A 25135-nucleotide genomic window follows, 5' to 3' on the forward strand; every position below is an offset into this window, starting at 1 on the left:
TTAGAGCTAAAATAGAAGTAAAATTAATTAGATACGAGAAGATGGTACTTGATAAGTTTAATAGTGTGAGAATGTTTAACACGGATGTCCTTCAGGCTGATTTTGTAATAGTAGGCGGAGGTATTTCAGGGGTTTGTGCTGCTATAACCGCGGCTCGCCAAGGTCTGAAAGTGGTACTTATACAAGATCGTCCGGTATTGGGGGGGAATGGTTCCAGCGAAATAAGGTTGTGGATGCTTGGAGCAACTTCTCATATGGGAAATAATAATCGCTGGGCGCGTGAAGGCGGTGTGATAGATGAAATTATGGTGGAAAATACGTTCCGTAATCCGGAGGGAAATCCGATCATTTTTGATTCTGTCATGCTTGACAAGGTGGTAAGCGAACCAAATATAACTTTATTGCTGAATACTTGCGTGTATGAGGTAAAAAAGAGTGCCGGTCATAAAATAGAAAGTGTCAGAGGGTTTTGTAGCCAGAACAGTACTATGTACGAAATAACTGCTCCTTTATTTTGTGATGCTTCCGGTGATGGCGTTGTCGGTTTTCTTTCCGGGGCTCCTTACCGTATGGGGGCTGAAAGCAGAGAGGAGTTTGGCGAAAAGTTTGCACCGGCAGAGGATTATGGTGAACTTTTGGGACACAGTTTATATTTCTACACAAAGGATACTGGCAAGCCGGTTAAATATGTAGCTCCTTCTTATGCAATGGATGTTACGAAGACTGTTCCCCGATTTCGTAGTTTCAATGCGAAAGAACATGGTTGTAAATTATGGTGGGTTGAATATGGTGGCGACTTGGATACGGTACATGATACCGAACAAATTAAATGGGAACTGTGGAAGGTTATTTATGGAGCGTGGGATTATATCAAGAACTCGGGTAAATATCCGGAAGCGGAGACAATGACGCTGGAATGGGTAGGCTGTATTCCCGGAAAACGGGAGAGCAGAAGGTTTGAAGGCGACTATATGCTGATCCAGCAGGATGTCATAGAACAAAGACATCATGAAGATGCGGTCTCTTATGGCGGATGGAGTATTGATTTACATCCGGCAGCCGGCGTGTTCGGTGAGGAATCTGCTTGTAATCAGTGGCATGCGAAAGGGGTATATCAGATTCCTTACCGTTGTCTTTATAGCAGGGGAATTGAGAATCTTTTCCTTGCAGGAAGAATTATTAGTGTATCGCATGTTGCTTTCGGTTCAACCCGTGTAATGGCTACTTCTGCACACAGTGCTCAGGCTGTTGCGATGGCTGCGGCGATGTGTCTGAAAGAAAACATCTCTCCGAGAGAAGTATATTCTTTAGGGAAAGTATCTGAATTGCAGAAGAAATTATCAAGAATGGGGCAGTATATCCCTGATATGATAATCAGGGACGAAGAGAATTTGGTAACGAAAGCTACTTTGACTGCATCCAGTGAGTACCATTTTAAGGGGTTTCCGGCGGATGGGGAGATGCAGGTGCTGGATGAGTCTGTAGCTCAAATGATTCCTTTACAAAAAGGGGATGTATTGGGAAAAGTGCAAGTTGATCTTTGTGCTTCTGAAGAAACAGCTTTGGAAGTGGAACTTCGTATTAGCAGTAAAGCATTCAATCATACTCCGGATGTGGTTCTGGAAACTAAAATACTAGCTTTGCATCAAGGTAAACAACAGTTAGAGTTAGTTTTTGGAACTGTGATGCCGGAGGAGCAATATGTTTTTCTTGTTTTCAAGAAAAATCCTTTGGTGCAGTTGCAATATACTCAAGAAAGGATTACTGGAATTTTGTCTGTATTTAATACGGTGAATGAAGCTGTTTCCAATTTTGGAAAACAAACTCCCCCAGAAGATATTGGAATAGAGGAATTTGAATTCTGGTGTCCGAAGCGGAGACCAGAGGGATATAATATCGCTATTCGAACAGAAAAAGACTGTTATGCTTTTCCTGTTTCGAATATTAATAATGGTATTGACCGTCCAGTTCAATCACCCAATGCTTGGGTGGCAGAATTGAAAGATCCGAATCCGACTTTGACAATTAAATGGGATGCTGCTATTTCTGTCGGGAAGCTCTCTCTCTTTTTTGATACAGATTATGATCAGCCTATGGAAACAGTTCAAATGACACATCCGGAATATAAAATGCCGTTCTGTGTAGAGAAATATAGAATATATGATGGCACAAATCAATTGATTTATGAGAAGAATGATAATCATCAATCGATAAATGAGATTATATTTCCAGAGAAGTTGGTTACGGATGAGATCAGAATCGTTCTGGAACATCCTTCCGGCCTGATTCCAGCAGCTTTATTTGCAGTAAAGTGTTATGAATAACTCAATATATTTTGAATAAAATATTGTTCTTGTGAGAGTGTGGAGAAGGTACAAGATTTTGTCTGTCTAATAGTTTGCTTTATCATGGTATTTAAGTATATTTGCTAAAATTTTATTTAATCTTGGTCGTAATGCAAAACGAAAATCTTGATATAACGGAACAGAAGAAACCTGCTTCACGAATGAAGTATCTTCAGTTAGTGGATTATATTAATTCACTAATTGAAGATGGAACACTTCAGATAGGCGATCAAATACCTTCACTTAACCAACTGCAAACGCAATTGCGCATGAGTAAGGAGACTTTGCTGAAAGGGTTGAATTACTTGTTGGAGATGGGGGTAATTGAAGCAATTTATAGAAAAGGGTATTTTGTAAAGAAGGTCTCTATAAACCATTCTTATCATGTATTTCTGTTATTGGATAAGATGAATGTGATGCGTGAACAGATCTATCGTTCTATCTTCAAATCTTTGAAAGATGTGGGAGATATTGACATTTACTTTCATCATCATAACTATAAAGTTTTTGAGAAACTCATTAAAGAAAACTTGGGCAATTATACGCATTATATTATAGCTACTTTTTTGAAGGAAGATGTGACAGATGTTTTAAACCTGATTCCGGCTGAAAAAAGAATAATCATAGATTATAACCAACAAGGATTGAGTGGTAACTATAGTTGTATTTATCAAGATTATGGCTATGATATCTATTGTAGTCTTTTACAGTTGCAGGATCGGTTGAAAAAATATGAAAAACTGATTCTGATAGCGCGTCCGGAAGCAATTCATGCACAACAAGTAATTGATGGTTTTCTGCACTATTGTGTAAAAAGTGAACTGCCATATTCTATAGAATCGAATGTAGAAGAGAAAAATTTCCGTAAAGGGAATGCTTATATTACTTTTAGTAGATATGATACGGATGATGTATCCTTGATTAAACTGGCAAAGAAGAAAGGATATGAGTTAGGTAAGGAAATAGGTTTGATTTCTTATAATGACACAGCTGTAAAAGAAATATTGGAAGGAGGTATTACTGTCATTTCTACAGATTTTGAGATGATGGGGAAGGCTGCGGCTTCTGTTATCTTGAATAAAAATATAATATATAAGCGTAACCCGACGAAAGTGATTATACGTAACTCTCTTTAAAAGAAAGTTCTATTAATGATATTGAAAAAAGAAAGCCACCCATTCAGGTGGCTTCTTTTTTTGCTCTTCCTCTTGGACTTGAACCAAGGACCCTCTGATTAACAGTCAGATGCTCTAACCGACTGAGCTAAGGAAGAATGTTTGCAATCAAGATTTTCAACTTTGCTCTTCCTCTTGGACTTGAACCAAGGACCCTCTGATTAACAGTCAGATGCTCTAACCGACTGAGCTAAGGAAGAATGTTTTTCTCAATTGCGATGCAAAAGTACTAGGTTTTTTTGAAATATGCAATATCTTTGCAAAAAAAATATTAGGAATGGACAAAATAATAGGATTGGGCAACGCCCTGGTAGACGTACTCGCAACCCTGAAGGATGATACTCTTTTGGATGAAATGGGTTTACCCAAAGGAAGCATGCAGCTCATCGATGACGCTAAGTTACAGCAGATTAACACGAAATTTTCACAGATGAAAACCCACTTGGCAACAGGCGGATCGGCAGGAAATGCCATCCTCGGACTGGCTTGTTTGGGTGCCGGAACAGGGTTTATCGGAAAAGTGGGAAATGATAATTATGGAGAATTTTTTCGTGAAAATCTGCAGAAAAATAAGATTGAAGACAAATTATTGACTTCAGATCGACTGCCTTCCGGTGTGGCATCCACTTTTATTTCACCGGATGGAGAGCGCACTTTCGGAACCTATCTGGGAGCAGCGGCTTCTTTGAGAGCAGAGGAACTGACCTTGGATATGTTTAAAGGTTACGCGTACCTATTCATAGAAGGCTATCTTGTTCAGGACCACGAAATGATTCTTCATGCCATTGAACTGGCTAAAGAAGCCGGTTTGCAGATTTGTCTCGATATGGCTAGTTATAACATTGTGGCTAATGATCTGGAATTCTTCACCTTGCTAATCAACAAATATGTCGACATTGTCTTTGCAAACGAAGAGGAAGCGAAAGCCTTTACTGGCAAGGAGCCGGAGGAAGCTTTGAGAGTGATTGCCAAAAAATGCAGTATTGCTATCGTAAAAGTCGGGGCAAACGGTTCTTATATCCGCAAAGGGACAGAAGAAATAAAGGTTTCGGCCATTTCGGTTCAAAAAGTGGTGGATACTACCGGTGCCGGTGATTATTTTGCTTCCGGATTCTTATACGGATTGACTTGCGGATATTCGTTGGATAAATGTGCAAAAATAGGTTCTATTCTCTCGGGAAATGTTATTCAGGTAATCGGAACAACGATACCACAGGAACGTTGGGATGAAATTAAGTTAAATATTAACAGGATTCTGGCGGAATAACAAAGGATTGAGCTACTTTTACGACTCATTTAGATTGAAAGAGGTATGAAAAAATTGCTGAACAGGCAGATAGCTATTGTTGCAGTAGCGGTGATAGCCACAGTTGCTTTCTTTAGTTTCAAGAGTGGAGACGACCGTAATTTCCAGATTGCAAAGAATCTGGATATATTTAATGCGATTGTGAAAGAACTGGATATGTTCTATGTAGATACCATTGATCCGAATAAAACGATTCGGGAAGGAATCGATAATATGCTTTATACGCTGGATCCTTATACGGAATATTTCCCGGAAGAAGATCAGAGTGAACTGGAGCAGATGATTAAAGGATCATTTGGTGGAATGGGTTCTTACATTGCTTATAATACGAAACTAAAGCGTTCGATGATTTCTGAACCGTTCGAGGGAACGCCTGCTGCAAAAGCCGGTCTGAAAGCGGGAGATATCCTGATGGAGATTGACGGACAGGATCTTGCCGGTAAGAATAACGCGGAAGTCAGCCAGATGTTACGCGGACAGGCAGGTACCAGCTTTAAGCTAAAGATTGAGCGCCCGAATGAGAAAGGTGGACGTACACCGATGGAATTCACGATTGTACGTGAGTCTATTCAGAATCCGGCGATTCCTTATACTGCCGTGTTGGATAATAAGGTGGGTTACATCAGCCTTAGCACTTTCTCCGGCAACCCTTCCAAAGAGTTTAAGAAAGCATTTCTGGATTTGAAGAAACAGGGCGCTACTTCGTTGGTGATAGACCTTCGTAGTAATGGCGGCGGATTGCTGGATGAAGCAGTAGAAATTGCGAATTATTTCTTACCGCGTGGAAAGGTGATTGTGACGACAAAAGGAAAAATCAAACAGGCTAGTAACACTTATAAGACATTGCGCGAACCGTTGGATTTGGATATTCCGATTGCGGTACTGGTAAATAGTGGAACCGCTTCTGCTTCTGAAATTTTATCAGGTTCTCTGCAGGATCTCGACCGTGCCGTTATCGTTGGTAATCGTACCTTCGGAAAAGGACTGGTACAGGTTCCCCGCTCTTTGCCTTATGGCGGAACGATGAAAGTGACTACCTCCAAATATTATATTCCAAGTGGCCGTTGTGTACAGGCTATTGATTACAAGCATCGTAATGAAGATGGAAGTGTAGGAACCATTCCTGATAGTTTGACTAAGGTATTCCATACGGCTGCCGGACGTGAAGTACGCGACGGAGGTGGTGTAATGCCGGATATTGTTATCAAACAGGAGAAATTACCGAATATCCTCTTCTATCTGGTACGCGATAATCTGATTTTCGATTATGCAACACAGTATTGTTTGAAACATCCTACCATCGTTGCTCCGGAGAAGTTTGAGGTGACAGATGCCGATTATAATGATTTTAAAGCGTTGGTGAAGAAAGCCGACTTCAAATATGATCAGCAAAGCGAGAAAATTTTGAAAACGTTGAAAGAAGCTGCCGAGTTTGAAGGGTATATGGATGATGCTTCAGAAGAGTTTAAAGCACTTGAGAAGAAGTTGAACCATGATCTTGATCGCGACTTGGATTATTTCTCATCTGATATAAAGAAGATGATTGCTACTGAAATTATCAAGCGTTACTATTACCAACGTGGTAATATCATCCAGCAGTTGAAGGATGATGACGGTTTGAAGGAAGCAATGAAAATTCTGAATGATCCGGTGAAATATAAAGAAATGCTTAGTGCTCCGGCTGCTAAGGAATAAATGAATATATTTCGAACATGGATATATGCGGAAAACGCGGCTTTGTTACCAACAAGCCGCATTTTCTGTATATCTATATTTAATTGTAAAAGTCCTGTAAGATCATGCCCGGACACTGATATTTGTATCCTTAATCGATTTTATTGGCGAATCAAAGGCAGGGTGAAATAGAATCTGCTTCCCTGTCCTTCTTGGGAGCGCAACCAGATGCGTCCACCCATCTTCTCTACCAACATTCTGCAAAGAGTTAATCCCAACCCTGTTCCCTGAACAAAATCATTAACTTTTCCAAAGCGTCGGAAAATAGTGGCAATTCTTGCTGCCGGAATGCCGATACCGCTATCTTTAACGTAGAACTCTACAAAATCCTCCTTTTCCCGATAGCCGAAATGGATTTCTCCTTTGAGGGTGAACTTTGCAGCGTTACTAAGCAAGTTACTTATAATTTGTATGATGCGATTCCAGTCTCCCGAAGTATACATGTCTGCATCTACGTCGTCCAAAATGAGTTTAACACCGTTTTGCGTCTTATGGCAGAATTGTTGTTCCAGTTGCAGGCAGATATCTATTAATTTGATCGGGCGGATATTGAATTTTAGAGAATCAGCTTCAAGCGATGCCAGATCCAGAATATCATTGAACAGATTCAGCAGCATTTCCGAATTTCGTTCGATGATTTCCGAATATTGATTCTTCTCTTCCACAGATGTTGCATAAGTGATTAGTTTGGAGAATCCTACAATGGCATTGAGCGGGGTGCGTATTTCATGACTCATATTTGCCAGAAAAGCAGATTTCAGCCGGTCCGACTCTTCCGCTTTGATTCTGGCGGCCTTTAGTTCTTTTTGTTGTTGGGCATTCGTTCGTTCCGCCTCCCATTGTTGGGATATGTCACGGCACATGCACAACAGATACTCCTTATCCAAAGGAAAGATACGGTTTTCGTAGTGATGTAAAACACCATCCAACATGAGATCGTGTCTGGCTGTTGAACTTTCTCCTGTGAGAATCACCTTGTCCATATTCTTGCGGACACTTTCATAGGCCTCTTTGGGCAGAATGTCTTTTACGTTGGTGGTAGTGATATTGTTGGCGCTGATACCTTCTACGTGATTAGTTGCCGGAGAAGAAGCAAGCTCTATGATATTGGCGTCATGGTCGAAGACGGTGAGCATGTCAGGAAGAGCATCCAGTATCCGGGTGCTATATTTATCACGAAAACGTTCTTTGGAGGGATAGGAAGAATCAGAAGAAGAATGAGAGGAAAGAAAATCTATTTTCTCCTCTAATTGTTCGATTATTTCTAAAAGTTCCTCCTTTGTTTTGTTTTCGTAATTTCTCATAGAAGATTCATTATTATTCATTAGAATGTTGTAGAAATTGTTTTATCTGTTGCAAATATAAGACAATATTTCGAGATGCTGACAGCCTCCCTAGTTATTATAATATAAAAAAAACGGATAGCTTTTGCCCTACTAATCAGAATGTTCTATCTTTGCATCCATTATATATAAATGATTTACAATATGTCTACAGAATTATTCTCTACTCTGCCCTATAAGGTGGCAGATATTACACTTGCTGATTTCGGACGCAAGGAAATCGATTTGGCAGAAAAAGAAATGCCCGGCCTGATGGCTCTTCGCGAAAAGTATGGAGAATCCAAACCGTTAAAAGGTGCCCGCATTATGGGGTCGTTGCACATGACCATTCAAACGGCTGTGCTGATTGAAACATTAGTGGCTTTAGGAGCTGAAGTACGTTGGTGCTCTTGTAATATATATTCAACGCAGGATCATGCTGCTGCTGCGATAGCTGCTGCCGGTGTACCGGTATTTGCATGGAAGGGTGAGACTCTTGCCGACTATTGGTGGTGCACGTTGCAGGCATTGAGCTTTGACGGTGGCAAGGGACCGAATGTGATTGTAGATGATGGCGGTGACGCGACAATGATGATCCACGTGGGTTATGATGCAGAAAATAATGCTGCCGTATTGGATAAGGAAGTACACGCAGAGGATGAAATAGAATTGAATGCCATCTTGAAGAAAGTGTTGGCAGAAGACAGTACTCGCTGGCATCGTGTAGCGGAAGAGGTGCGTGGCGTATCTGAAGAGACTACGACAGGCGTACACCGTTTGTATCAGATGCAGGAAGAAGGCAAATTGTTGTTCCCGGCATTCAATGTGAACGACTCGGTAACGAAATCTAAGTTTGATAATCTGTACGGTTGCCGCGAATCGTTGGCCGACGGAATCAAGCGTGCAACAGATGTGATGATTGCCGGAAAAGTAGTAGTGGTATGCGGTTATGGTGATGTGGGTAAAGGCTGTTCTCACTCTATGCGTTCTTACGGAGCGCGGGTGCTCGTAACGGAAGTAGACCCGATCTGTGCATTGCAGGCTGCAATGGAAGGTTTCGAAGTAGTGACGATGGAAGAGGCTTGTCTGGAAGGTAACATTTTCGTGACTACGACAGGTAATATCGATATTATCCGTATCGACCACATGGCGAAGATGAAAGATCAGGCTATCGTTTGCAACATCGGCCATTTTGATAATGAAATTCAGGTAGATGCTTTGAAACATTATCCGGGCATCAAATGTGTGAATATCAAACCGCAGGTAGACCGTTATTATTTCCCGGATGGACATAGCATCATCTTGTTGGCTGATGGTCGTCTGGTAAATCTGGGATGTGCAACAGGACACCCGTCATTCGTGATGAGTAATTCATTTACCAATCAGACATTGGCACAGATAGAACTGTTCAACAAGAAATATGATATCAATGTATATCGCTTGCCGAAGCATCTGGACGAGGAAGTGGCTCGCCTGCATCTTGAAAAGATCGGTGTGAAACTGACTAAGCTGACTCCCGAACAGGCCGCTTATATTGGTGTGTCAGTGGATGGTCCTTATAAAGCAGATCATTATAGATACTAATTAAATTGAGAATTGAGAATTAAAAATTGAGAAATAATTGGCGGGATAAGGTATGATTCGGCGGTTGTTATTTTCGGTTTTTAGTTTTCAATTCTCAATTCTCAATTCTCAATTATATGAAGAAGTTTCTTCCCGACTTAATAGCCATTCTGGCTTTTATCATTCTTTCTTTCGCCTATTTTTTTCCGGCTGATATTGAAGGTCGTATCTTGTTTCAGCATGACACGGCTGCCGGAGTGGGTGCAGGACAAGAATCGAAAGAGTACCTTGAACGTACCGGAGAACGTACGCGCTGGACGAATTCGATTTTTGGAGGTATGCCTACCTATCAGATGTCTCCGAGTTACGACTCGACGACAGCTTTGAAATGGGTGGAGAAGGTTTATCACCTCTATCTCCCGAATTATGTAGTACTGACTTTTATCATGATGCTGGGATTCTATATCCTCTTGCGGGCATTCGGAATATCGGCCTGGCTGGCAGGATTAGGTGGAGTGATATGGGCATTCTCTTCCTATTTCTTCATTTTGATACCGGCAGGGCATATCTGGAAGTTTGTGACATTGGCTTATATACCACCTACGATTGCAGGTGTCGTTCTGGCTTACCGGAAGAAATATCTGTTGGGCGGAATCATTACGGCCCTGTTCATCGCCCTTCAGATTCAGTCGAATCACATTCAGATGAGCTATTATTTCATGTTTGTGATCCTGTTTTTTGTAGGAGCTTACTTTGAAGATGCTTATAAAAAGAAAGAATTGCCTCATTTCTTCAAGGCTAGTGGGGTTTTAGCACTGGCTGCCGTGGTAGGAGTCTGCATCAATATTTCCAATCTGTATCATACGTATGAATATAGTAAGGAGACGATGCGCGGCAAGAGCGAATTGAAGCAGGAGGGAGCTGCTGCCAGTCAGACTAGTAGCGGATTGGATCGTGATTATATAACCAACTGGAGTTATGGTATCGGTGAAACGTTGACGTTGCTGGTTCCGAATGTAAAAGGGGGAGGATCAGGAGCTACGATGGCGCAGAGCGAGGTTGCCATGGCAAAGGCTAATCCGCTATATAGCGGCATCTATTCACAGTTTCCACGACAATACTTCGGTGAACAGCCATGGACTGCCGGACCAGTATATGTAGGGGCATTTGTGATGTTTTTGTTTGTTTTAGGTTGCTTTATTGTGAAAGGTCCCCTTAAATGGGCATTGTTGGGAGCTACTATTTTCTCAATTCTGCTTTCATGGGGAAAAAATTTTATGGGACTGACAGACTTCTTCATCGATTATGTCCCGATGTATAATAAGTTCCGTGCCGTATCTTCTATCCTGGTGATAGCTGAATTTACAATTCCTCTGTTGGCGATTTTTGCTCTGAAAGAAATTCTGGCCAAGCCGGATACGTTGAAGTTGAAAGAGAATCGCGGAGGATTGATTACTACCCTGATACTAACAGCCGGTGTGGCGCTGATCCTGGCGGTTGCTCCGGGAGTCTTCTCCTCCGGCTTTGTTACAGCACAAGAAATAGCTACTTTGGAGCAAGTGCTTCCTGCTGAATCTCGTGCCCAACATCTTGCACCGATTATAGCCAATCTGACCGAAATGCGTAAAGCTGTCGTTGCTTCGGATGCATGGCGCAGCTTCTTTATTATAGTGATCGGTTGCCTGTTCTTATTCTTGTATCAACTCCGAAAGTTGAAAGCCTCTTTTACACTGGCGGGTATTGCGCTTTTGTGTCTGATAGATATGTGGAGTGTCAATAAACGCTATTTGAATGATGAACAGTTCGTGCCGAAGTCGAAACAGTCAGAAGCATTCGTGAAGACACAGGCGGATGAGATTATTCTTCAGGATACGACTCCGAATTATCGTGTACTGAACTTCATCGGTTTTCCCGGTAATACATTTAACGAAAACAATACAGCATATTGGCATAAGAGTGTCGGCGGCTATCATGCAGCGAAGCTTCGTCGCTATCAGGAAATGATAGACCATCACATTATGCCCGAAATGGAGGAAACTTATCAGGCTGTAGCCACTGCCGGCGGACAGATGGACAGTGTGGATGCTTCCAAATTCCGTGTACTGAATATGCTGAATACCAAATACTTCATTTTCCCTGCCGGAGAGCAAGGACAGGCTGTTCCTGTTATGAATCCTTATGCATACGGTAATGCATGGTTCGTAGATAAGGTGCAGTATGTAAATAATGCAAATGAAGAAATAGATGCTTTGAATGATATTCTTCCAACGGAAACAGCCGTAGTGGATGTGAAGTTTAAAGAACAGCTGAAGGGTGTGACAGAAGGATATAAAGATTCATTATCTACCATCCAGTTAACCAGTTACGAGCCAAATCGTTTGGTTTATAAGGCTTCCACTCCTAAAGACGGAGTTGTTGTTTTCTCTGAAATATATTATCCGGGATGGCAGGCGACTATCGATGGCCAGCCGGTGGATATTGCCCGTGCAGATTATATCTTGCGTGCGATAAATATGCCGGCAGGGGAACATACCATCGAGATGTGGTTTGATCCGCAAAGCATACACGTCACGGAAAGTATTGCTTATGCAGCATTGGCTTTATTGTTAATCGGAGTTATGCTTCTTGCGTGGACGCAGCGGAGCAAGATAGCGAAGAAGCCTTAAGCAAAATGTAACAGCATCAACCTTATAGTGTATTGTAAGGTTATAAAATAAGGACGGCTCTCTTCCTCACGAAGAGAGCCGCTACTTTGCATTCACTAAAAAATTATGAAAAACAAACGCTGTTCATAGAAACATATTAAGTGTGATGTTAGTGATTATCTTTGTGCATTCTTCTTTGAACAGCCTTTTTCCGTGCGGCATTTTGTTCAGCCTGCCACTTTTTGTACTGTTCTTTTGTCAGAATATTTTTTATCTTCTTTTCTTTGGCTTCTGCAGCTTTCTTTTGTGAATCGGCAGAATTGTTATCTTTGTTCATCATCGGTCCACCACCCATTCTACCGGGAAAACCACCTTCTCCCATCATAGGCGGTTGGCCTCCACCCATTGGTGGGCGTCCTCCCCGCATTCCAGGGCCTTCTCCCATTGGCGGACGTTGGTCATCCGAATTTTGCATAGCCTTGAAGAATGCTTTCTGCTCTTTCAGGTTCAGCTTGTATATTTTTTTATATTGTTTATCTGTCAGCTGGAGTAACTTATTCATTTGGTCTGTCATCTGCGTGGCTACCTTTTCCGGATTCAACACCTCACGCGGAAGACGCTTTTCTTGTTGCCTTTCTTGCGGCTCATTGGCTTCCTGTGCATTTATAAAACCTGCACAGCACGTTAAGCAGACTGCCAATCCTATCAATTTCATGTTTTTTCTCATCTCTCTTATGTTTTTATTTGTTTTAATACTCCAAAGCTAAGCAGATATCGGAACAGATAAAAATAAAATCGACTAAGTGCGGAGATTTGTCTATCAAAAGCTCTGCTCTACTTTCTCCTGCGGCCTTATATCATCTATGCCCTGGGATGGAAAGGAGTTTCAAGCACTGAAACTGGTAGTTCCCCCATTTGAAACTACAGTTTCCCCGGCGTGAAACTTTTGTTTCATCAGTGTGAAACTCTTGTTTCTCCGCCTTGAAACTTTAGTTTCTAACGCTTGAAACTGATAGTTCCACGGCTTGAAACAAGTCGTATCAATACGGGAAAGACTATTAAGAACCTGCTGATGTTCTTTTTAGCCATAACTCTTATTTAATTTAGATGGTGATAGGTGATAGATGAGGTGATAGGTTACCGATAACCTGTCACCGCTCTGAAAACACTATGGATAAAGGGTTTGATAATGCAGGTGATAGGTTGAAAGAGGATTCCTGTTTTTATATATGAAGAGAGTATATACCCATGCATACGTTGAAAAAGGAAAATATGAATATAAACAAATAGTTTGTGGATAGTCTTGTTAGGCTGTAAGCAGCTAAATTTGTAGCCAATAATAGAGCATATATTATGAAAAGACTACTATTCATTTTTTCCTTTTTCTTCTTGCTTGCGCTAAATGGAAAAGCACAGGAAGTGGAGGTTCTGACATTAGAGGATTGTCTCCGTATTGGTATTGATAATAACTTGTTGTTAGAAGGGAAACGCAAAGAAATACAAAAGAACAAATATGGTGTATCTGAAAACCGTTCGAAACTGTTGCCGCAGATTAATGCAATAGCCGGTTACAGTAACAATTTCGATCCCCCGGTATCGGTTACTGACGGATCCTCTTATGGTGTTCCTTATAATATAACGGAGACATTGCAACATTCTGCTAATGCGGGGCTGGAAATGCAAATGCCCCTTTTCAATCAGACTCTTTATACTTCAATGTCCATAGCTAAAGTGATGGAAGAAATCAGCCGCTTGTCTTATGGAAAAGCCAGGGAAGATGTTATCCTTCAAATCAGTAAGATGTATTATCTCGGGCAAGTTACAGCCGAGCAGATCATGTTGATAAAAGCTAATATCGCCCGTCTGAAAGAGTTGAGAGATATTACACAGGCTTTTTTCGATAACGGAATGTCTATGGAAGTCGACTTGAAAAGAGTAAATATCAATTTAGAGAATCTGCAAGTGCAATATGATAATGCGCAGGCAATGATGAAACAACAATTGAATATGCTGAAATATATTATGGATTATCCGGCAGAAAAAGAAATCGCACTAACGCCCGTCAATACAGATAGTATTACTACGGTAGCCTTGACCGGCTTGTCGGAAAATATCTATGAACTTCAACTTTCACAATCGCAGGTACAATTAGCGGAGCGGCAAAAGAGGATAATCACTAACGGATATATTCCTTCTCTTAGCTTGACAGGCAGTTGGCGGTATGCCGCTTATACGGATAAAGGGTACCATTGGTTTCACTCCGGTCCGTCCAATCATTGGTTTCGTTCTTATGGAGTGGGGCTGACTTTACGTATCCCTATTTTCGACGGGCTGGATAAAACCTATAAAATCAGAAAGGCAATGATTGATATAGAGAACAGTAAGCTGGCATGGGAAGATGCCCGTAAGAATCTACAAACTCAATATCTGAATGCCGTGAACGACCTGATGAACAACCAGCGTAATTTTAAGAAACAGAAGGATAATTATTTGCTTGCCGAAGATGTATATGCAGTCACCTCCGACCGTTATCGGGAGGGTATCGCTTCTATGACAGAAGTGTTGCAGGACGAGATGCAAATGAGCGAAGCGCAAAACAACTATATCAGTGCACATTATAATTATCGGGTGACTAACCTGATGCTGCTTAAACTGACCGGACAAATAGAATCATTACTCAAATAATCGTAAATAACAATCATAAATATGGAAACAATGGAGAATAATATCCCTTCTATTAGCCATCAGGAGAAAGCAAAGAAAATGAAAAAGCTTCGCCGCTGGCAAATTGCGGTCAGCCTTCTCGGAGTGGCTATCATCGTCTGGGGAGTGATTGAAGTGATCTGTCTTTTTCTGAATTATAGCCAGACGGAGACGAGTAACGATGCGCAAATAGAGCAATATGTGTCGCCTATCAATTTGCGTGCTTCGGGCTACATTGGCAAGATTTACTTTACAGAACATCAGGAGGTACATAAAGGAGACACTTTGCTCGTGCTTGACGACCGTGAATATAAAATCCGCGTCATGGAAGCAGACGCTGCGCTGAAAGATGCACAAGCCGGTGCAACGGTCATTAACGCAACACTTAATACTACGCAAACAACAGCGTCTGTTTACGATGCGTCTATTGCCGAGATTGAAGTGCGGTTGTCGAAACTGGAAAAAGACCGGAAGCGGTATGAGAATCTGGTGAAACGAAATGCGGCTACTCCTATCCAACTGGAGCAGATTGTTACGGATTATGAAGCTACGCGTAAAAAACTGGAAGCTACGAAGAGGCAAAAGAAAGCTGCACTCTCCGGTGTGGATGAAGTGTCTTACCGTCGTGTGAGTACCGAAGCGGCGATTCAGAGAGCAACAGCTGCACTTGAAATGGCTCGCTTGAATCTGTCTTACACAGTGGTGGTAGCTCCCTGTGACGGAAAACTCGGTCGTCGTTCGTTAGAAGAAGGCCAGTTTATTTCGGCAGGGCAGACCATTACGTATATTCTTCCTGATACCCAGAAATGGATTGTTGCTAATTATAAAGAGACACAAATTGAGAATTTACACGTCGGACAGGAAGTGTCTGTCACAGTAGACGCCATCAGTGATAAAGAATTTAAAGGAAAGGTAACCTCTATATCAGGAGCTACCGGGTCTAAATATTCGTTGGTGCCGACGGATAATTCGGCTGGTAACTTTGTGAAGATTCAACAGCGTATTCCCGTACGAATCGATTTTACGGACTTATCTAAAGAAGATAATGAACGGCTGGCAGCAGGCATGATGGTAGTGGTGAAAGCCAAACTCTAATTATCCCGCCATCTCCTCCCGCACTATATCCCTTTCTTTAATTTTTAATTTATAATTTTTAATTAAACCCAATGCCCTCTTATCCTAAAAATTATCCTTTCTATAACTGGATGCCCAAATCGCTGGGTATTATCATTCTGTTATTTTTCTTTCTGCCGATTCTTACGGTAGGTGGGGTCTATTCGGTGAACAGTACTGAAATGATGAGCGGGCTTGGTATTATATCCGAGCATATCCAGTTTGCTAATTTTGTAACTTCTATAGGCATGGCGGCATTTGCTCCTTTTCTGTATCAGTTGGTATGTGTACGGAGGGAGAAGATGATGTGTATTGTCGGGTTTGCGCTCATGTATATATTCAGCTATATCTGTGCCAAGACGGATAGTATTTTTCTATTGGCGCTTTGCAGTCTTCTGACAGGTTTTCTGCGTATGGTATTGATGATGGTCAATCTGTTTACGCTCATCTGGTATGCAGGTGGAATGGAAGCTACCCGCAACATTACTCCGGGACTGGAACCAAAGGATGCTGCCGGTTGGAATAAACTGGACATAGAGAGATGTGTGAGCCAGCCTGCTGTTTACCTGTTTTTTATGATTTTGGGGCAGTTGGGTACGGCATTGACTGCTTGGCTGTCTTTTGAATATGAATGGAAGTATGTATATTATTTTATGATGGGTGTTCTCCTGGTTTCCATCTTGATTTTATTAACTACCATGCCCAATTATAAGTTTCCCGGGCGTTTTCCTATTAATTTCCGTAAGTTCGGCAATGTCACTGCATTCTGCATTTCATTGACCTGTCTCACTTATGTGTTAGTGTATGGAAAAGTACTCGATTGGTATGATGACGAATCTATTCGCTGGACCACTGTTATCGGTATCCTCTTTGCGGGAATCTTTCTTTATATGGATGCCACCCGTCGATCGCCCTATGTTTTGTTGGAGGCATTTAAACTACGTACCATACGCATGGGAGCATTACTTTATCTGTTGTTGATGGTAGTAAACTCCAGTGCAATGTTTGTCAATGTATTTGCAGGAGTGGGTATGCATCTCGATAATCTACAGAATGCCTCGTTGGGTAATTGGTGTATGGTAGGCTATGTCATTGGGGCTGTGATTGCCATGGTGCTAGGGGGGAAAGGATTGCATTTTAAGTATTTGTTTGCGATGGGATTTTTTTTCCTTTCTTTATCGGCTGTTTTTATGTATTTCGAGGTGCAGACAGCCGGAGTTTTTGAACGCTTGAAGTATGCGGTCATTATCCGTGCTACGGGTATGATGATTCTGTATGCGTTGACAGCCGCTTATGCGAATCAGCGTATGCCTTTTAAATATCTTTCCACATGGATTTGTATCATGCTCACAGTGCGTATGGTTGTTGGACCGAGTGTTGGCGGAGCGATTTATACAAACGTTTTGCAAGAGCGGCAGCAACATTATGTTACCCGTTATGCTCAAAATGTAGACTTGCTTAATCCGGATGCTTCTACCTCTTTTCTTGGCACGGTACAGGGGATGAAGTATCAGGGAAAAAGCGAGACGGAAGCCCGTAACATGGCTGCCATATCCACCAAAGGACGCATTCAGGTGCAGGCCACGCTTTCTGCTCTTAAAGAGATGGCGGGATGGACGATTTACGGTGGGTTAATTTGTATGATATTTGTGCTTGTTGTTCCTTATCCTAAACGAAAATTGCTAACTTAGCGTCGTTTTTGATAATGATCTGTTAATATGTGCAGTGTTATGGATACCGGACAAAATCGTTTATTACAGTTTGACCGTGATTTGTTAAGTGGGAAAAATATATGCAGTTCGAGAGGAATATTTGTGACTTTTCCATCCTCGCTGAAAAGACCCTTTCAAATGAAAGGGTTGGGGCTGGTTATTTGCCGGCAAGGTTATTTCAAATTTTTGCTCAATCAGAAGATACACCTGGCTAAGTCGGGTGATAGTTTGTTTATTCCTGAAGATGGTGAATTTCAGGTGCTGGAAGAGTCCGGAGATCTGGAAATACAGATATTGGTCTATCAGATAGAACCTATACGGGACATTATGGGAAACCTGGTTGTTTCTATGTATATGTATTCCCGGCTTACGCCTGATAGCCCTTCTTGTGTGTGGACTACCGGTGAGGAAGAAGAGATTATGAAATATATGTCTTTGTTGGACAGTGCTTTGCAACCGCAGGAGGATTCATTTAAACTTTATGAACAGAAATTGCTTTTACTGGCATTGACGTACCGGATTTGTTCTATCTATAATCGGAAACTTGTTAGTAACGGTCAGGAAGTGGAAGGACGTAAAAACGAAGTCTTTATTCATCTCATCCAATTGATTGAAAAGTACTATATGCAAGAGCGGGGTGTCGCATTCTACGCTGATAAACTATGTTTGTCTCCTAAATATCTTTCCGCTGTTTCTAAAAGCATTTGCGGATATACCGTGCAAGAACTGGTGTTCAAGGCGATTATCCGCAAAAGTATTTCGTTGTTAAAGAATACGCAGCAAGACATTCAAGAGATTTCAAATGCTTTCGGCTTTCCCAATGCTTCTTATTTCGGTACGTTCTTTAAGAAACAGGTAGGAGTGTCACCGCAGCAATATCGAAAGAATCTCTAAGCGTTTATTCTTTTTCGCCATAAGCAAGATCGCCTGCATCACCCAGTCCCGGAACAATATAAGAATGTTCGTTGATTTCCGGATCAATGGCAGCGCACCAAATGGTTGTCTTGTCTTCAGGAAATACATTCTTTATATGGTCAATGGCCTTTTGGCTGGCAATAATGGAAGCAACGTGAATTTCAGCGGGATGACCTTTCGTCAGCATTGCTTGGTAACTTAGTTCCATACTGCCTCCTGTTGCTAACATAGGATCGGTGATAATCAAGGTTTTATCGTCGATACGGGGAGATGCGATATATTCTATATGTATATCGAATTTCAGCGTATCTTTATATTTGCGGTAAGCAGAAACAAATGCATTTTCCGCCCCGTCGAAATAACTCAGGAAACCTTGGTGGAAAGGCAGACCTGCACGTAGAATAGTGCTGATTACTAAATTGTTGTCCGGCGTACTGACCGGAGCAATTCCCAGTGGTGTCTGGATATTTTTTACCGAGTATTTAAACTCTTTACTCATTTCGTAAGCCATGATTTCTCCGATCCGTTCAATGTTACGGCGGAAACGCAGGCGGTCGTTCTGAACTTCTACATTTCTAATTTCGGATATGTACTGGTTTAGAATCGAATTAGTTTGGCCAAAATCAATTACTTTCATATTATCTTTTAATCAAATTTTAATCTCATTTTCATAGTATTGATAACATACTGGCTTGCAAAGTAAACGATAATCTTTCAAATTGCAATATTCAGTTTGCAGATATTGTTAGGAATTTATAAAAGAGTTTCAATTAGGGAAAAATTTCTCTAATACCTTCTTCCTTTCCAAAGAAAGTATTACTTTTGTAGCCGGATTTACAAGGGGGTATCCAAAGCTCCCCATGTTAAGGTGAAAAGAGATAGAAAACAAAATACCAATTTTAATTAATTCAAAAGAAAATGGCAAATTTAGATTTAAGCAAGTACGGTATCACAGGTGTGACCGAGATTGTGCACAATCCGTCTTATGACGTTTTGTTCGCTGAAGAAACAAAACCAGGTTTGGAAGGTTTCGAAAAAGGCCAGGTAACTAACATGGGCGCTGTAAACGTAATGACTGGCGTTTATACAGGACGTTCTCCTAAAGATAAATTCTTCGTAAAAGACGAAACCAGCGAAAATACAGTATGGTGGACTTCTGAAGAATACAAAAACGACAACAAACCAGTTGACGCAAAATGTTGGAAAGCAGTTAAAGAATTGGCAACTAAAGAATTGTCTAACAAGAGACTGTTCGTTGTTGATGCTTTCTGTGGTGCTAACGAAAACTCTCGCTTGAAATTGCGCTTCATCATGGAAGTTGCATGGCAAGCTCACTTCGTAACAAACATGTTCATCCGTCCGACAGCTGAAGAATTGGCTAACTTCGGTGAACCTGATTTCGTTATCATGAACGCTTCTAAAGCTAAGGTTGAAAACTACAAAGAACTGGGCTTGAACTCAGAAACTGCAGTTGTATTCAACTTGACTGAAAAGATCCAGGTTATCCTGAATACTTGGTACGGTGGTGAAATGAAGAAAGGTATGTTCTCTTACATGAACTACTTGTTGCCTTTGAACGGCATGGCTTCTATGCACTGCTCTGCTAACACTGACAAAGAAGGTAAGAGCTCTGCTATCTTCTTCGGTCTGTCTGGTACAGGTAAGACTACTTTGTCTACTGACCCGAAACGTCTGTTGATCGGTGATGACGAACACGGATGGGATGACGAAGGTGTATTCAACTTCGAAGGTGGTTGCTACGCTAAAGTTATCAACTTGGATAAAGAAAGCGAACCAGACATCTGGAATGCTATCAAACGCGATGCACTGTTGGAAAACTGTACAGTTAACGCTGAAGGCGAAATCAACTTCGCTGACAAGTCAGTAACTGAAAACACTCGTGTTTCTTATCCTATCTATCACATCGAAAACATCGTTAAACCGGTGTCTAAAGGTCCTCACGCTAAACAAGTTATCTTCTTGTCAGCTGACGCATTCGGTGTATTGCCTCCAGTATCTATCCTGAACCCGGAACAAACTCAGTATTACTTCCTTTCTGGTTTTACAGCTAAATTGGCTGGTACAGAACGTGGTATCACTGAACCGACTCCGACATTCTCTGCTTGTTTCGGTGCTGCTTTCTTGTCATTGCACCCAACTAAATATGGTGAAGAATTGGTTAAGAAGATGAAGAAAGCTGGTGCTAAAGCATACTTGGTGAACACAGGTTGGAACGGTTCTGGCAAACGTATCTCTATCAAAGATACTCGTGGTATCATCGACGCTATCCTTGACGGTTCTATCGACAAAGCTCCTACTAAGGTTATGCCTTACTTCGACTTCGTTGTTCCTACAGAACTTCCGGGTGTTGATCCGAAGATCCTTGACCCACGCGACACTTACGAATGTGCTTGCCAATGGGAAGAAAAAGCAAAAGATTTGGCTGGACGTTTCATCAAGAACTTCGCTAAATTTACTGGTAACGAAGCTGGTAAGGCTTTGGTTGCTGCTGGTCCGAAACTCTAATTGGAGAATCAGATATAATATGGAAGGCGGTTCGATTTCGAACCGCCTTTTTGTTTATGCCTATGCCTTTCTATGAGAATAAATGCTGTTTGTTTAAAACTTTTCCCTATATTTGCCAAAACAGGAGTACTAACTTTTAAAGGCAGTTATGGTATATCTAGCTACTGACAAACAGACCTATGCGGATTTAAGCATTACAGAGACTGCTAGTAATGAGCAATTTCTTTTCTCTTTGTTTTCCAAAACAGAGACAAAAGAAGGAAAAGCGCTGATGTTAAACTGGATTATGTATCCATTAAGTGATTTGGAGGAAATCCGTAAAAGACAGGAGGCTATTGTCTGGGATGCTTTGCCCGAACTTCTTTTGAATGAAGAAGAGCTGGATTTTATTGAGTATTACCTGGCTTATCGTGACCAGATACGGGAAGCTCATATTTTACTTTCATGTGCTACTGTTATCGACCGTCTGGTGCGATATGATTCGACCCGTTATGTGATCTGCAGAGGGGTGAAATTAGTGGTTCATCTCTTGCATTGTCTGAAGGAATGGGCGACAGAACTACCACAGGACGCCCCGCAACTCATGAAAGAATCTGCTGCTATGATTGATAATATTCTCCATGGAAGTGAATTGGAGGAAGTATTGGAGCAGACCTCTGATGAGGAAAAACGACTATCTAACTTTGTCATAGACAAATTCGATTATCTATTCCGGTGTACTCGGTTGTTATCTTTGAAGGAACTTCTGTCTGTTATATATCTACTTGATGTTTGCCGTACAGCTCACCGGGTGGCAAAAGAGAAGAACTTCTGTTGTATGCCGGTAATGGTACCGACAATGGACTTCTCGGTGGAGGGAGTCGTTCATCCTTTTGTGAAAGATGCGCAACCAAACAGTTGGCAGATGTCCCGGGGAAATATATGCATTTTTACAGGCTCTAATATGGCGGGGAAGTCAACAACTTTAAAGGCATTGACCTTGGCTGTCTGGTTGGCACATTGCGGTTTGCCTGTTCCTGTGAAATCAATGATTTGTCCTCTTTACGAAGGGATTTATACCTCGATCAATCTGCCGGATTCTTTGCGGGACGGACGAAGTCATTTTATGGCGGAAGTGCTCCGTATTAAAGAAGTGATGCAAAAAGCCGTGACCGGAAAACGCTGTTTGGTGGTATTGGATGAGATGTTTCGCGGGACGAATGCTAAAGATGCGTTTGAAGCCTCCGTTGCCGTCAATGAATTATTGAAGGGCTTCTCTCATTGCCATTTTTTGATATCGACTCATATTCTGGAATATGCGAAAGCCTTTGAAAAGGATTCTTCCTGTTGCTTTTATTATATGGAAGCAGAAATTATTGATGATGCGTTTGTCTGTCCTCATCGGTTGTTGCCGGGGATTTCAGAGGCCAGAGTCGGGTATTGGGTCGTGAAAAAACTGTTGGGTGGTTTGATATAGTTTTACCTCATTATAAGAGGATTAAGATTTTACTTTATTTTTATTAGAGACATATTTTAATTACTTTTGTACGGACTATATAAGCGACTAATCTTGAATAATAATGCAACAGCCATGAAGAAACTTTATTCCTTTCTTATCAGTTCCCTATTCCTTACCTCCGGGCTTTATGCGGGAGAAACAGATTATACTCAAGGGCTTTCCATCTGGTTTGATACTCCCAATACTTTGCAGGGATATGCCGCCTGGTATGGCGGAAGACCGGATTTGTGGAAAGGTGAAAATAAACCGATAACAGCAGGAAGCGGACATAATCTGGATGCCAGTTGGGAGTCACAGTCATTGCCTATTGGTAACGGTAGCCTCGGCGCAAATATTATGGGATCGGTGGAAGCCGAACGTATCACTTTCAATGAAAAAACGCTTTGGCGCGGTGGTCCGAACACAGCGAAAGGTGCGGACTATTATTGGAATGTCAATAAACAATCGGCCCATCTTTTAGATGAAATACGCAAAGCATTTACAGAGGGAGATCAGAAAAAGGCTGAAATGCTGACGCGACAGAACTTCAATAGTGAAGTTTCGTATGAAGCTGACGGAGAAAATCCTTTCCGTTTTGGTAGCTTTACTACAATGGGAGAGTTTTATGTAGAAACCGGACTGAATATGATAGGAATGAGCGATTATAAGCGCATTCTTTCTTTGGATTCGGCTATGGCAGTCGTACAATTCAAAAAGGATCGTGTGGCTTATCAACGCAACTTTTTTATCTCTTACCCTGCCAATGTAATGGTGGTACGTTTCAGCGCGGATCAATCGGGGAAGCAAAATCTGGTTTTCAGTTATGCGCCTAATCCCCTGTCTACCGGCAGCATGGTTTCTGATGGAAATAAAGGACTGGTTTACACAGCTTCTTTGGATAATAATGGAATGAAATATGTTGTGCGCATCCAGGCAGAAACAAAAGGAGGAACACTGTGTAATGCAGATGGAAAGTTGACGGTGAAGGATGCAGACGAAGTTGTATTTTATATCACAGCGGACACTGACTATAAGATTAACTTTGATCCGGATTTCAAAGATCCGAAAACATATATAGGCGTTAACCCCGAAGAAACGACAAAGCAGTGGATGAATAATGCAGTGGCGCAGGGATATACAGCTTTATTCAATCAACATTATAATGATTATACTACTCTGTTCAACCGGGTTCGGCTGAATCTGAATCCAGCGGTGAAAGGAGTGAATCTGCCTACTTCCCAACGTCTGAAAAATTATCGGAAAGGACAGCCGGATTATTATCTGGAAGAGTTGTATTATCAATTTGGACGTTATCTTCTGATTGCCAGTTCCCGTCCGGGCAATATGCCTGCTAATCTACAGGGGATTTGGCACAATAATGTCGATGGACCGTGGCGTGTGGATTATCATAATAACATCAATATCCAGATGAATTATTGGCCTGCTTGTTCTACCAACTTGAATGAGTGCGTGCTTCCGTTGATTGACTTTATCCGTACACTGGTGAAACCGGGGGAGAAGACTGCACAAGCTTATTTCGGAGCAAGAGGATGGACGGCATCTATCTCCGGCAATATTTTCGGCTTTACCACTCCGTTGGAAAGTCAGGATATGTCGTGGAACTTCAATCCGATGGCAGGTCCCTGGCTGGCTACTCATATATGGGAGTATTACGACTATACAAGAGATTTGAAATTTCTGAAAGAAACCGGCTATGAACTAATTAAGAGTAGTGCGGATTTTGCAGTCGATTACCTGTGGCATAAGCCGGATGGAACCTATACGGCTGCTCCGTCCACTTCGCCCGAGCATGGTCCTATCGATCAGGGAGCTACTTTTGTGCATGCCGTAGTGCGTGAAATTCTGATGGATGCGATTGAAGCAAGCAAAGTGTTGGGTGTAGATAAGAAAGAACGTAAGCAATGGGAGCATGTGCTTGCCAATCTCGTTCCCTATCAAATAGGTCGTTATGGTCAGTTGATGGAATGGTCGGTGGATATTGATGATCCGAAAGATGAACATCGTCATGTGAATCATTTGTTCGGCCTGCATCCGGGACATACTGTTTCTCCGGTCACTACTCCCGAACTGGCGAAAGCTGCTAAAGTGGTATTGGTGCATCGTGGTGATGGTGCTACCGGTTGGAGTATGGGTTGGAAGTTGAATCAGTGGGCGCGTTTGCAGGATGGTAATCATGCTTATACTTTATTCGGCAATTTATTGAAGAACGGAACCATGGATAATTTGTGGGATACGCATCCGCCTTTCCAAATTGATGGAAACTTTGGTGGGACAGCGGGAATCACCGAAATGCTGCTTCAAAGTCACATGGGCTTTATTCAATTATTACCGGCTTTGCCGGATGCATGGAAAGACGGTTCTATCAGTGGCATCTGTGCAAAAGGAAATTTTGAGGTGGATATGATCTGGGAGAATCATCAATTGAAAGAAGCTGTTGTACGCTCTAATGCAGGAGGCAACTGTGTCATAAAGTATGCGGATCAGACTATCTCCTTTAAAACAGTGAAAGGACGCAGTTATCAGATTGGATATGATGCAGCCAAAGGGCTCATTAAAAATTAAACACAAAATATCGGAA

At 41.7% G+C, this 25135-nt stretch carries 16 protein-coding genes and 2 tRNA genes; 13 read left to right on the top strand and 5 right to left on the bottom strand.

The window, feature by feature from the left end; all coding sequences use genetic code 11:
- Positions 1–71 precede the first annotated feature (71 nt).
- Positions 72–2324, top strand: a complete 2253-nt coding sequence (locus DXB58_RS15530; protein WP_233527310.1) for an FAD-dependent oxidoreductase — start codon at positions 72–74, stop codon at positions 2322–2324.
- A gap of 131 nt (positions 2325–2455) precedes the next feature.
- The gene (locus DXB58_RS15535; RefSeq protein WP_009000958.1) at positions 2456–3481 is read left to right on the top strand and encodes a GntR family transcriptional regulator; all 1026 of its coding nucleotides are present in this window, start codon (positions 2456–2458) and stop codon (positions 3479–3481) included.
- A gap of 63 nt (positions 3482–3544) precedes the next feature.
- Here DXB58_RS15535 and DXB58_RS15540 read toward each other — a convergent pair.
- Both DXB58_RS15540 and DXB58_RS15545 read right to left on the bottom strand, forming a co-directional pair.
- Positions 3545–3618, bottom strand: a tRNA-Asn gene (locus DXB58_RS15540).
- Positions 3619–3646: 28 nt separating this feature from the next.
- Positions 3647–3720, bottom strand: a tRNA-Asn gene (locus tag DXB58_RS15545).
- 77 nt (positions 3721–3797) lie between these two features.
- Here DXB58_RS15545 and DXB58_RS15550 point away from each other — a divergent pair.
- Both DXB58_RS15550 and DXB58_RS15555 read left to right on the top strand, forming a co-directional pair.
- Entirely contained in the window at positions 3798–4787 is a 990-nt protein-coding gene (locus DXB58_RS15550; protein WP_009000957.1) for an adenosine kinase, read from the top strand.
- A gap of 45 nt (positions 4788–4832) precedes the next feature.
- Positions 4833–6521 (top strand): S41 family peptidase, encoded by a 1689-nt coding sequence (locus DXB58_RS15555; RefSeq protein ID WP_004302403.1) that lies wholly within the window; start codon positions 4833–4835, stop codon positions 6519–6521.
- 140 nt (positions 6522–6661) lie between these two features.
- Here DXB58_RS15555 and DXB58_RS15560 read toward each other — a convergent pair whose 3' ends face one another.
- Positions 6662–7864 carry a PAS domain-containing sensor histidine kinase gene (locus DXB58_RS15560; protein ID WP_122137482.1) on the bottom strand — a complete coding sequence of 401 codons (1203 nt, stop codon included), beginning with the start codon at positions 7862–7864 and terminating at the stop codon, positions 6662–6664.
- Positions 7865–8047: 183 nt separating this feature from the next.
- On the opposite strand from DXB58_RS15560, the gene ahcY reads away from it, so the two are divergent.
- Both ahcY and DXB58_RS15570 read left to right on the top strand, forming a co-directional pair.
- Positions 8048–9466, top strand: a complete 1419-nt coding sequence (gene ahcY / locus DXB58_RS15565; protein ID WP_009000954.1) for an adenosylhomocysteinase — start codon at positions 8048–8050, stop codon at positions 9464–9466.
- Between the two features lie 116 nt (positions 9467–9582).
- The gene (locus DXB58_RS15570; protein WP_122137448.1) at positions 9583–12111 is read left to right on the top strand and encodes a YfhO family protein; all 2529 of its coding nucleotides are present in this window, start codon (positions 9583–9585) and stop codon (positions 12109–12111) included.
- A 148-nt stretch (positions 12112–12259) separates the two neighbouring features.
- Here DXB58_RS15570 and DXB58_RS15575 read toward each other — a convergent pair whose 3' ends face one another.
- Positions 12260–12817 carry a hypothetical protein gene (locus DXB58_RS15575; RefSeq protein ID WP_122137449.1) on the bottom strand — a complete coding sequence of 186 codons (558 nt, stop codon included), beginning with the start codon at positions 12815–12817 and terminating at the stop codon, positions 12260–12262.
- Between the two features lie 626 nt (positions 12818–13443).
- On the opposite strand from DXB58_RS15575, the gene DXB58_RS15580 reads away from it, so the two are divergent.
- The 4 genes from DXB58_RS15580 (at position 13444) to DXB58_RS15595 (ending at position 18512) form a co-directional block, all read left to right on the top strand.
- Positions 13444–14775 carry a TolC family protein gene (locus DXB58_RS15580; RefSeq protein WP_122137450.1) on the top strand — a complete coding sequence of 444 codons (1332 nt, stop codon included), beginning with the start codon at positions 13444–13446 and terminating at the stop codon, positions 14773–14775.
- Between the two features lie 21 nt (positions 14776–14796).
- Positions 14797–15888 carry an HlyD family secretion protein gene (locus DXB58_RS15585; protein WP_122137451.1) on the top strand — a complete coding sequence of 364 codons (1092 nt, stop codon included), beginning with the start codon at positions 14797–14799 and terminating at the stop codon, positions 15886–15888.
- Positions 15889–15959: 71 nt separating this feature from the next.
- Entirely contained in the window at positions 15960–17597 is a 1638-nt protein-coding gene (locus DXB58_RS15590) for an MFS transporter (protein ID WP_122137452.1), read from the top strand.
- Positions 17598–17636: 39 nt separating this feature from the next.
- Positions 17637–18512, top strand: coding sequence for an AraC family transcriptional regulator (locus tag DXB58_RS15595; RefSeq protein WP_117938102.1), 876 nt, complete (start codon positions 17637–17639; stop codon positions 18510–18512).
- Positions 18513–18516: 4 nt separating this feature from the next.
- On the opposite strand, the gene upp is transcribed toward DXB58_RS15595, so the two are convergent.
- Positions 18517–19170, bottom strand: coding sequence for a uracil phosphoribosyltransferase (gene upp, locus DXB58_RS15600; protein ID WP_004310703.1), 654 nt, complete (start codon positions 19168–19170; stop codon positions 18517–18519).
- A 281-nt stretch (positions 19171–19451) separates the two neighbouring features.
- Here upp and pckA point away from each other — a divergent pair, with 281 nt between their 5' ends.
- The 3 genes from pckA (at position 19452) to DXB58_RS15615 (ending at position 25119) form a co-directional block, all read left to right on the top strand.
- Entirely contained in the window at positions 19452–21059 is a 1608-nt protein-coding gene (gene pckA, locus DXB58_RS15605) for a phosphoenolpyruvate carboxykinase (ATP) (protein WP_004302393.1), read from the top strand.
- 148 nt (positions 21060–21207) lie between these two features.
- Positions 21208–22515, top strand: coding sequence for a DNA mismatch repair protein MutS (locus DXB58_RS15610; RefSeq protein WP_122137453.1), 1308 nt, complete (start codon positions 21208–21210; stop codon positions 22513–22515).
- 114 nt (positions 22516–22629) lie between these two features.
- Positions 22630–25119 (top strand): glycoside hydrolase N-terminal domain-containing protein, encoded by a 2490-nt coding sequence (locus tag DXB58_RS15615; RefSeq protein ID WP_122137454.1) that lies wholly within the window; start codon positions 22630–22632, stop codon positions 25117–25119.
- The last annotated feature ends 16 nt before the right edge of the window (positions 25120–25135 follow it).

It is taken from the genome of Bacteroides sp. OM05-10AA, from assembly GCF_003439055.1.
In the GTDB taxonomy this organism is placed as follows: domain Bacteria; phylum Bacteroidota; class Bacteroidia; order Bacteroidales; family Bacteroidaceae; genus Bacteroides; species Bacteroides intestinigallinarum.

Bases quoted from the DNA above. Each gene is read 5' to 3' on its own strand.
- DXB58_RS15610 (WP_122137453.1), top strand. From the start codon at position 21,208: ATGGTATATCTAGCTACTGACAAACAGACCTATGCGGATTTAAGCATT.
- DXB58_RS15615 (WP_122137454.1), top strand. From the start codon at position 22,630: ATGAAGAAACTTTATTCCTTTCTTATCAGTTCCCTATTCCTTACCTCC.
- DXB58_RS15585 (WP_122137451.1), top strand. From the start codon at position 14,797: ATGGAAACAATGGAGAATAATATCCCTTCTATTAGCCATCAGGAGAAA.
- DXB58_RS15595 (WP_117938102.1), top strand. From the start codon at position 17,637: ATGGATACCGGACAAAATCGTTTATTACAGTTTGACCGTGATTTGTTA.
- pckA (WP_004302393.1), top strand. From the start codon at position 19,452: ATGGCAAATTTAGATTTAAGCAAGTACGGTATCACAGGTGTGACCGAG.
- ahcY (WP_009000954.1), top strand. From the start codon at position 8,048: ATGTCTACAGAATTATTCTCTACTCTGCCCTATAAGGTGGCAGATATT.
- DXB58_RS15535 (WP_009000958.1), top strand. From the start codon at position 2,456: ATGCAAAACGAAAATCTTGATATAACGGAACAGAAGAAACCTGCTTCA.
- DXB58_RS15570 (WP_122137448.1), top strand. From the start codon at position 9,583: ATGAAGAAGTTTCTTCCCGACTTAATAGCCATTCTGGCTTTTATCATT.
- DXB58_RS15575 (WP_122137449.1), bottom strand. From the start codon at position 12,817: ATGAGAAAAAACATGAAATTGATAGGATTGGCAGTCTGCTTAACGTGC.
- DXB58_RS15580 (WP_122137450.1), top strand. From the start codon at position 13,444: ATGAAAAGACTACTATTCATTTTTTCCTTTTTCTTCTTGCTTGCGCTA.
- DXB58_RS15550 (WP_009000957.1), top strand. From the start codon at position 3,798: ATGGACAAAATAATAGGATTGGGCAACGCCCTGGTAGACGTACTCGCA.
- DXB58_RS15590 (WP_122137452.1), top strand. From the start codon at position 15,960: ATGCCCTCTTATCCTAAAAATTATCCTTTCTATAACTGGATGCCCAAA.
- DXB58_RS15555 (WP_004302403.1), top strand. From the start codon at position 4,833: ATGAAAAAATTGCTGAACAGGCAGATAGCTATTGTTGCAGTAGCGGTG.
- DXB58_RS15530 (WP_233527310.1), top strand. From the start codon at position 72: ATGTTTAACACGGATGTCCTTCAGGCTGATTTTGTAATAGTAGGCGGA.
- upp (WP_004310703.1), bottom strand. From the start codon at position 19,170: ATGAAAGTAATTGATTTTGGCCAAACTAATTCGATTCTAAACCAGTAC.
- DXB58_RS15560 (WP_122137482.1), bottom strand. From the start codon at position 7,864: ATGAGAAATTACGAAAACAAAACAAAGGAGGAACTTTTAGAAATAATC.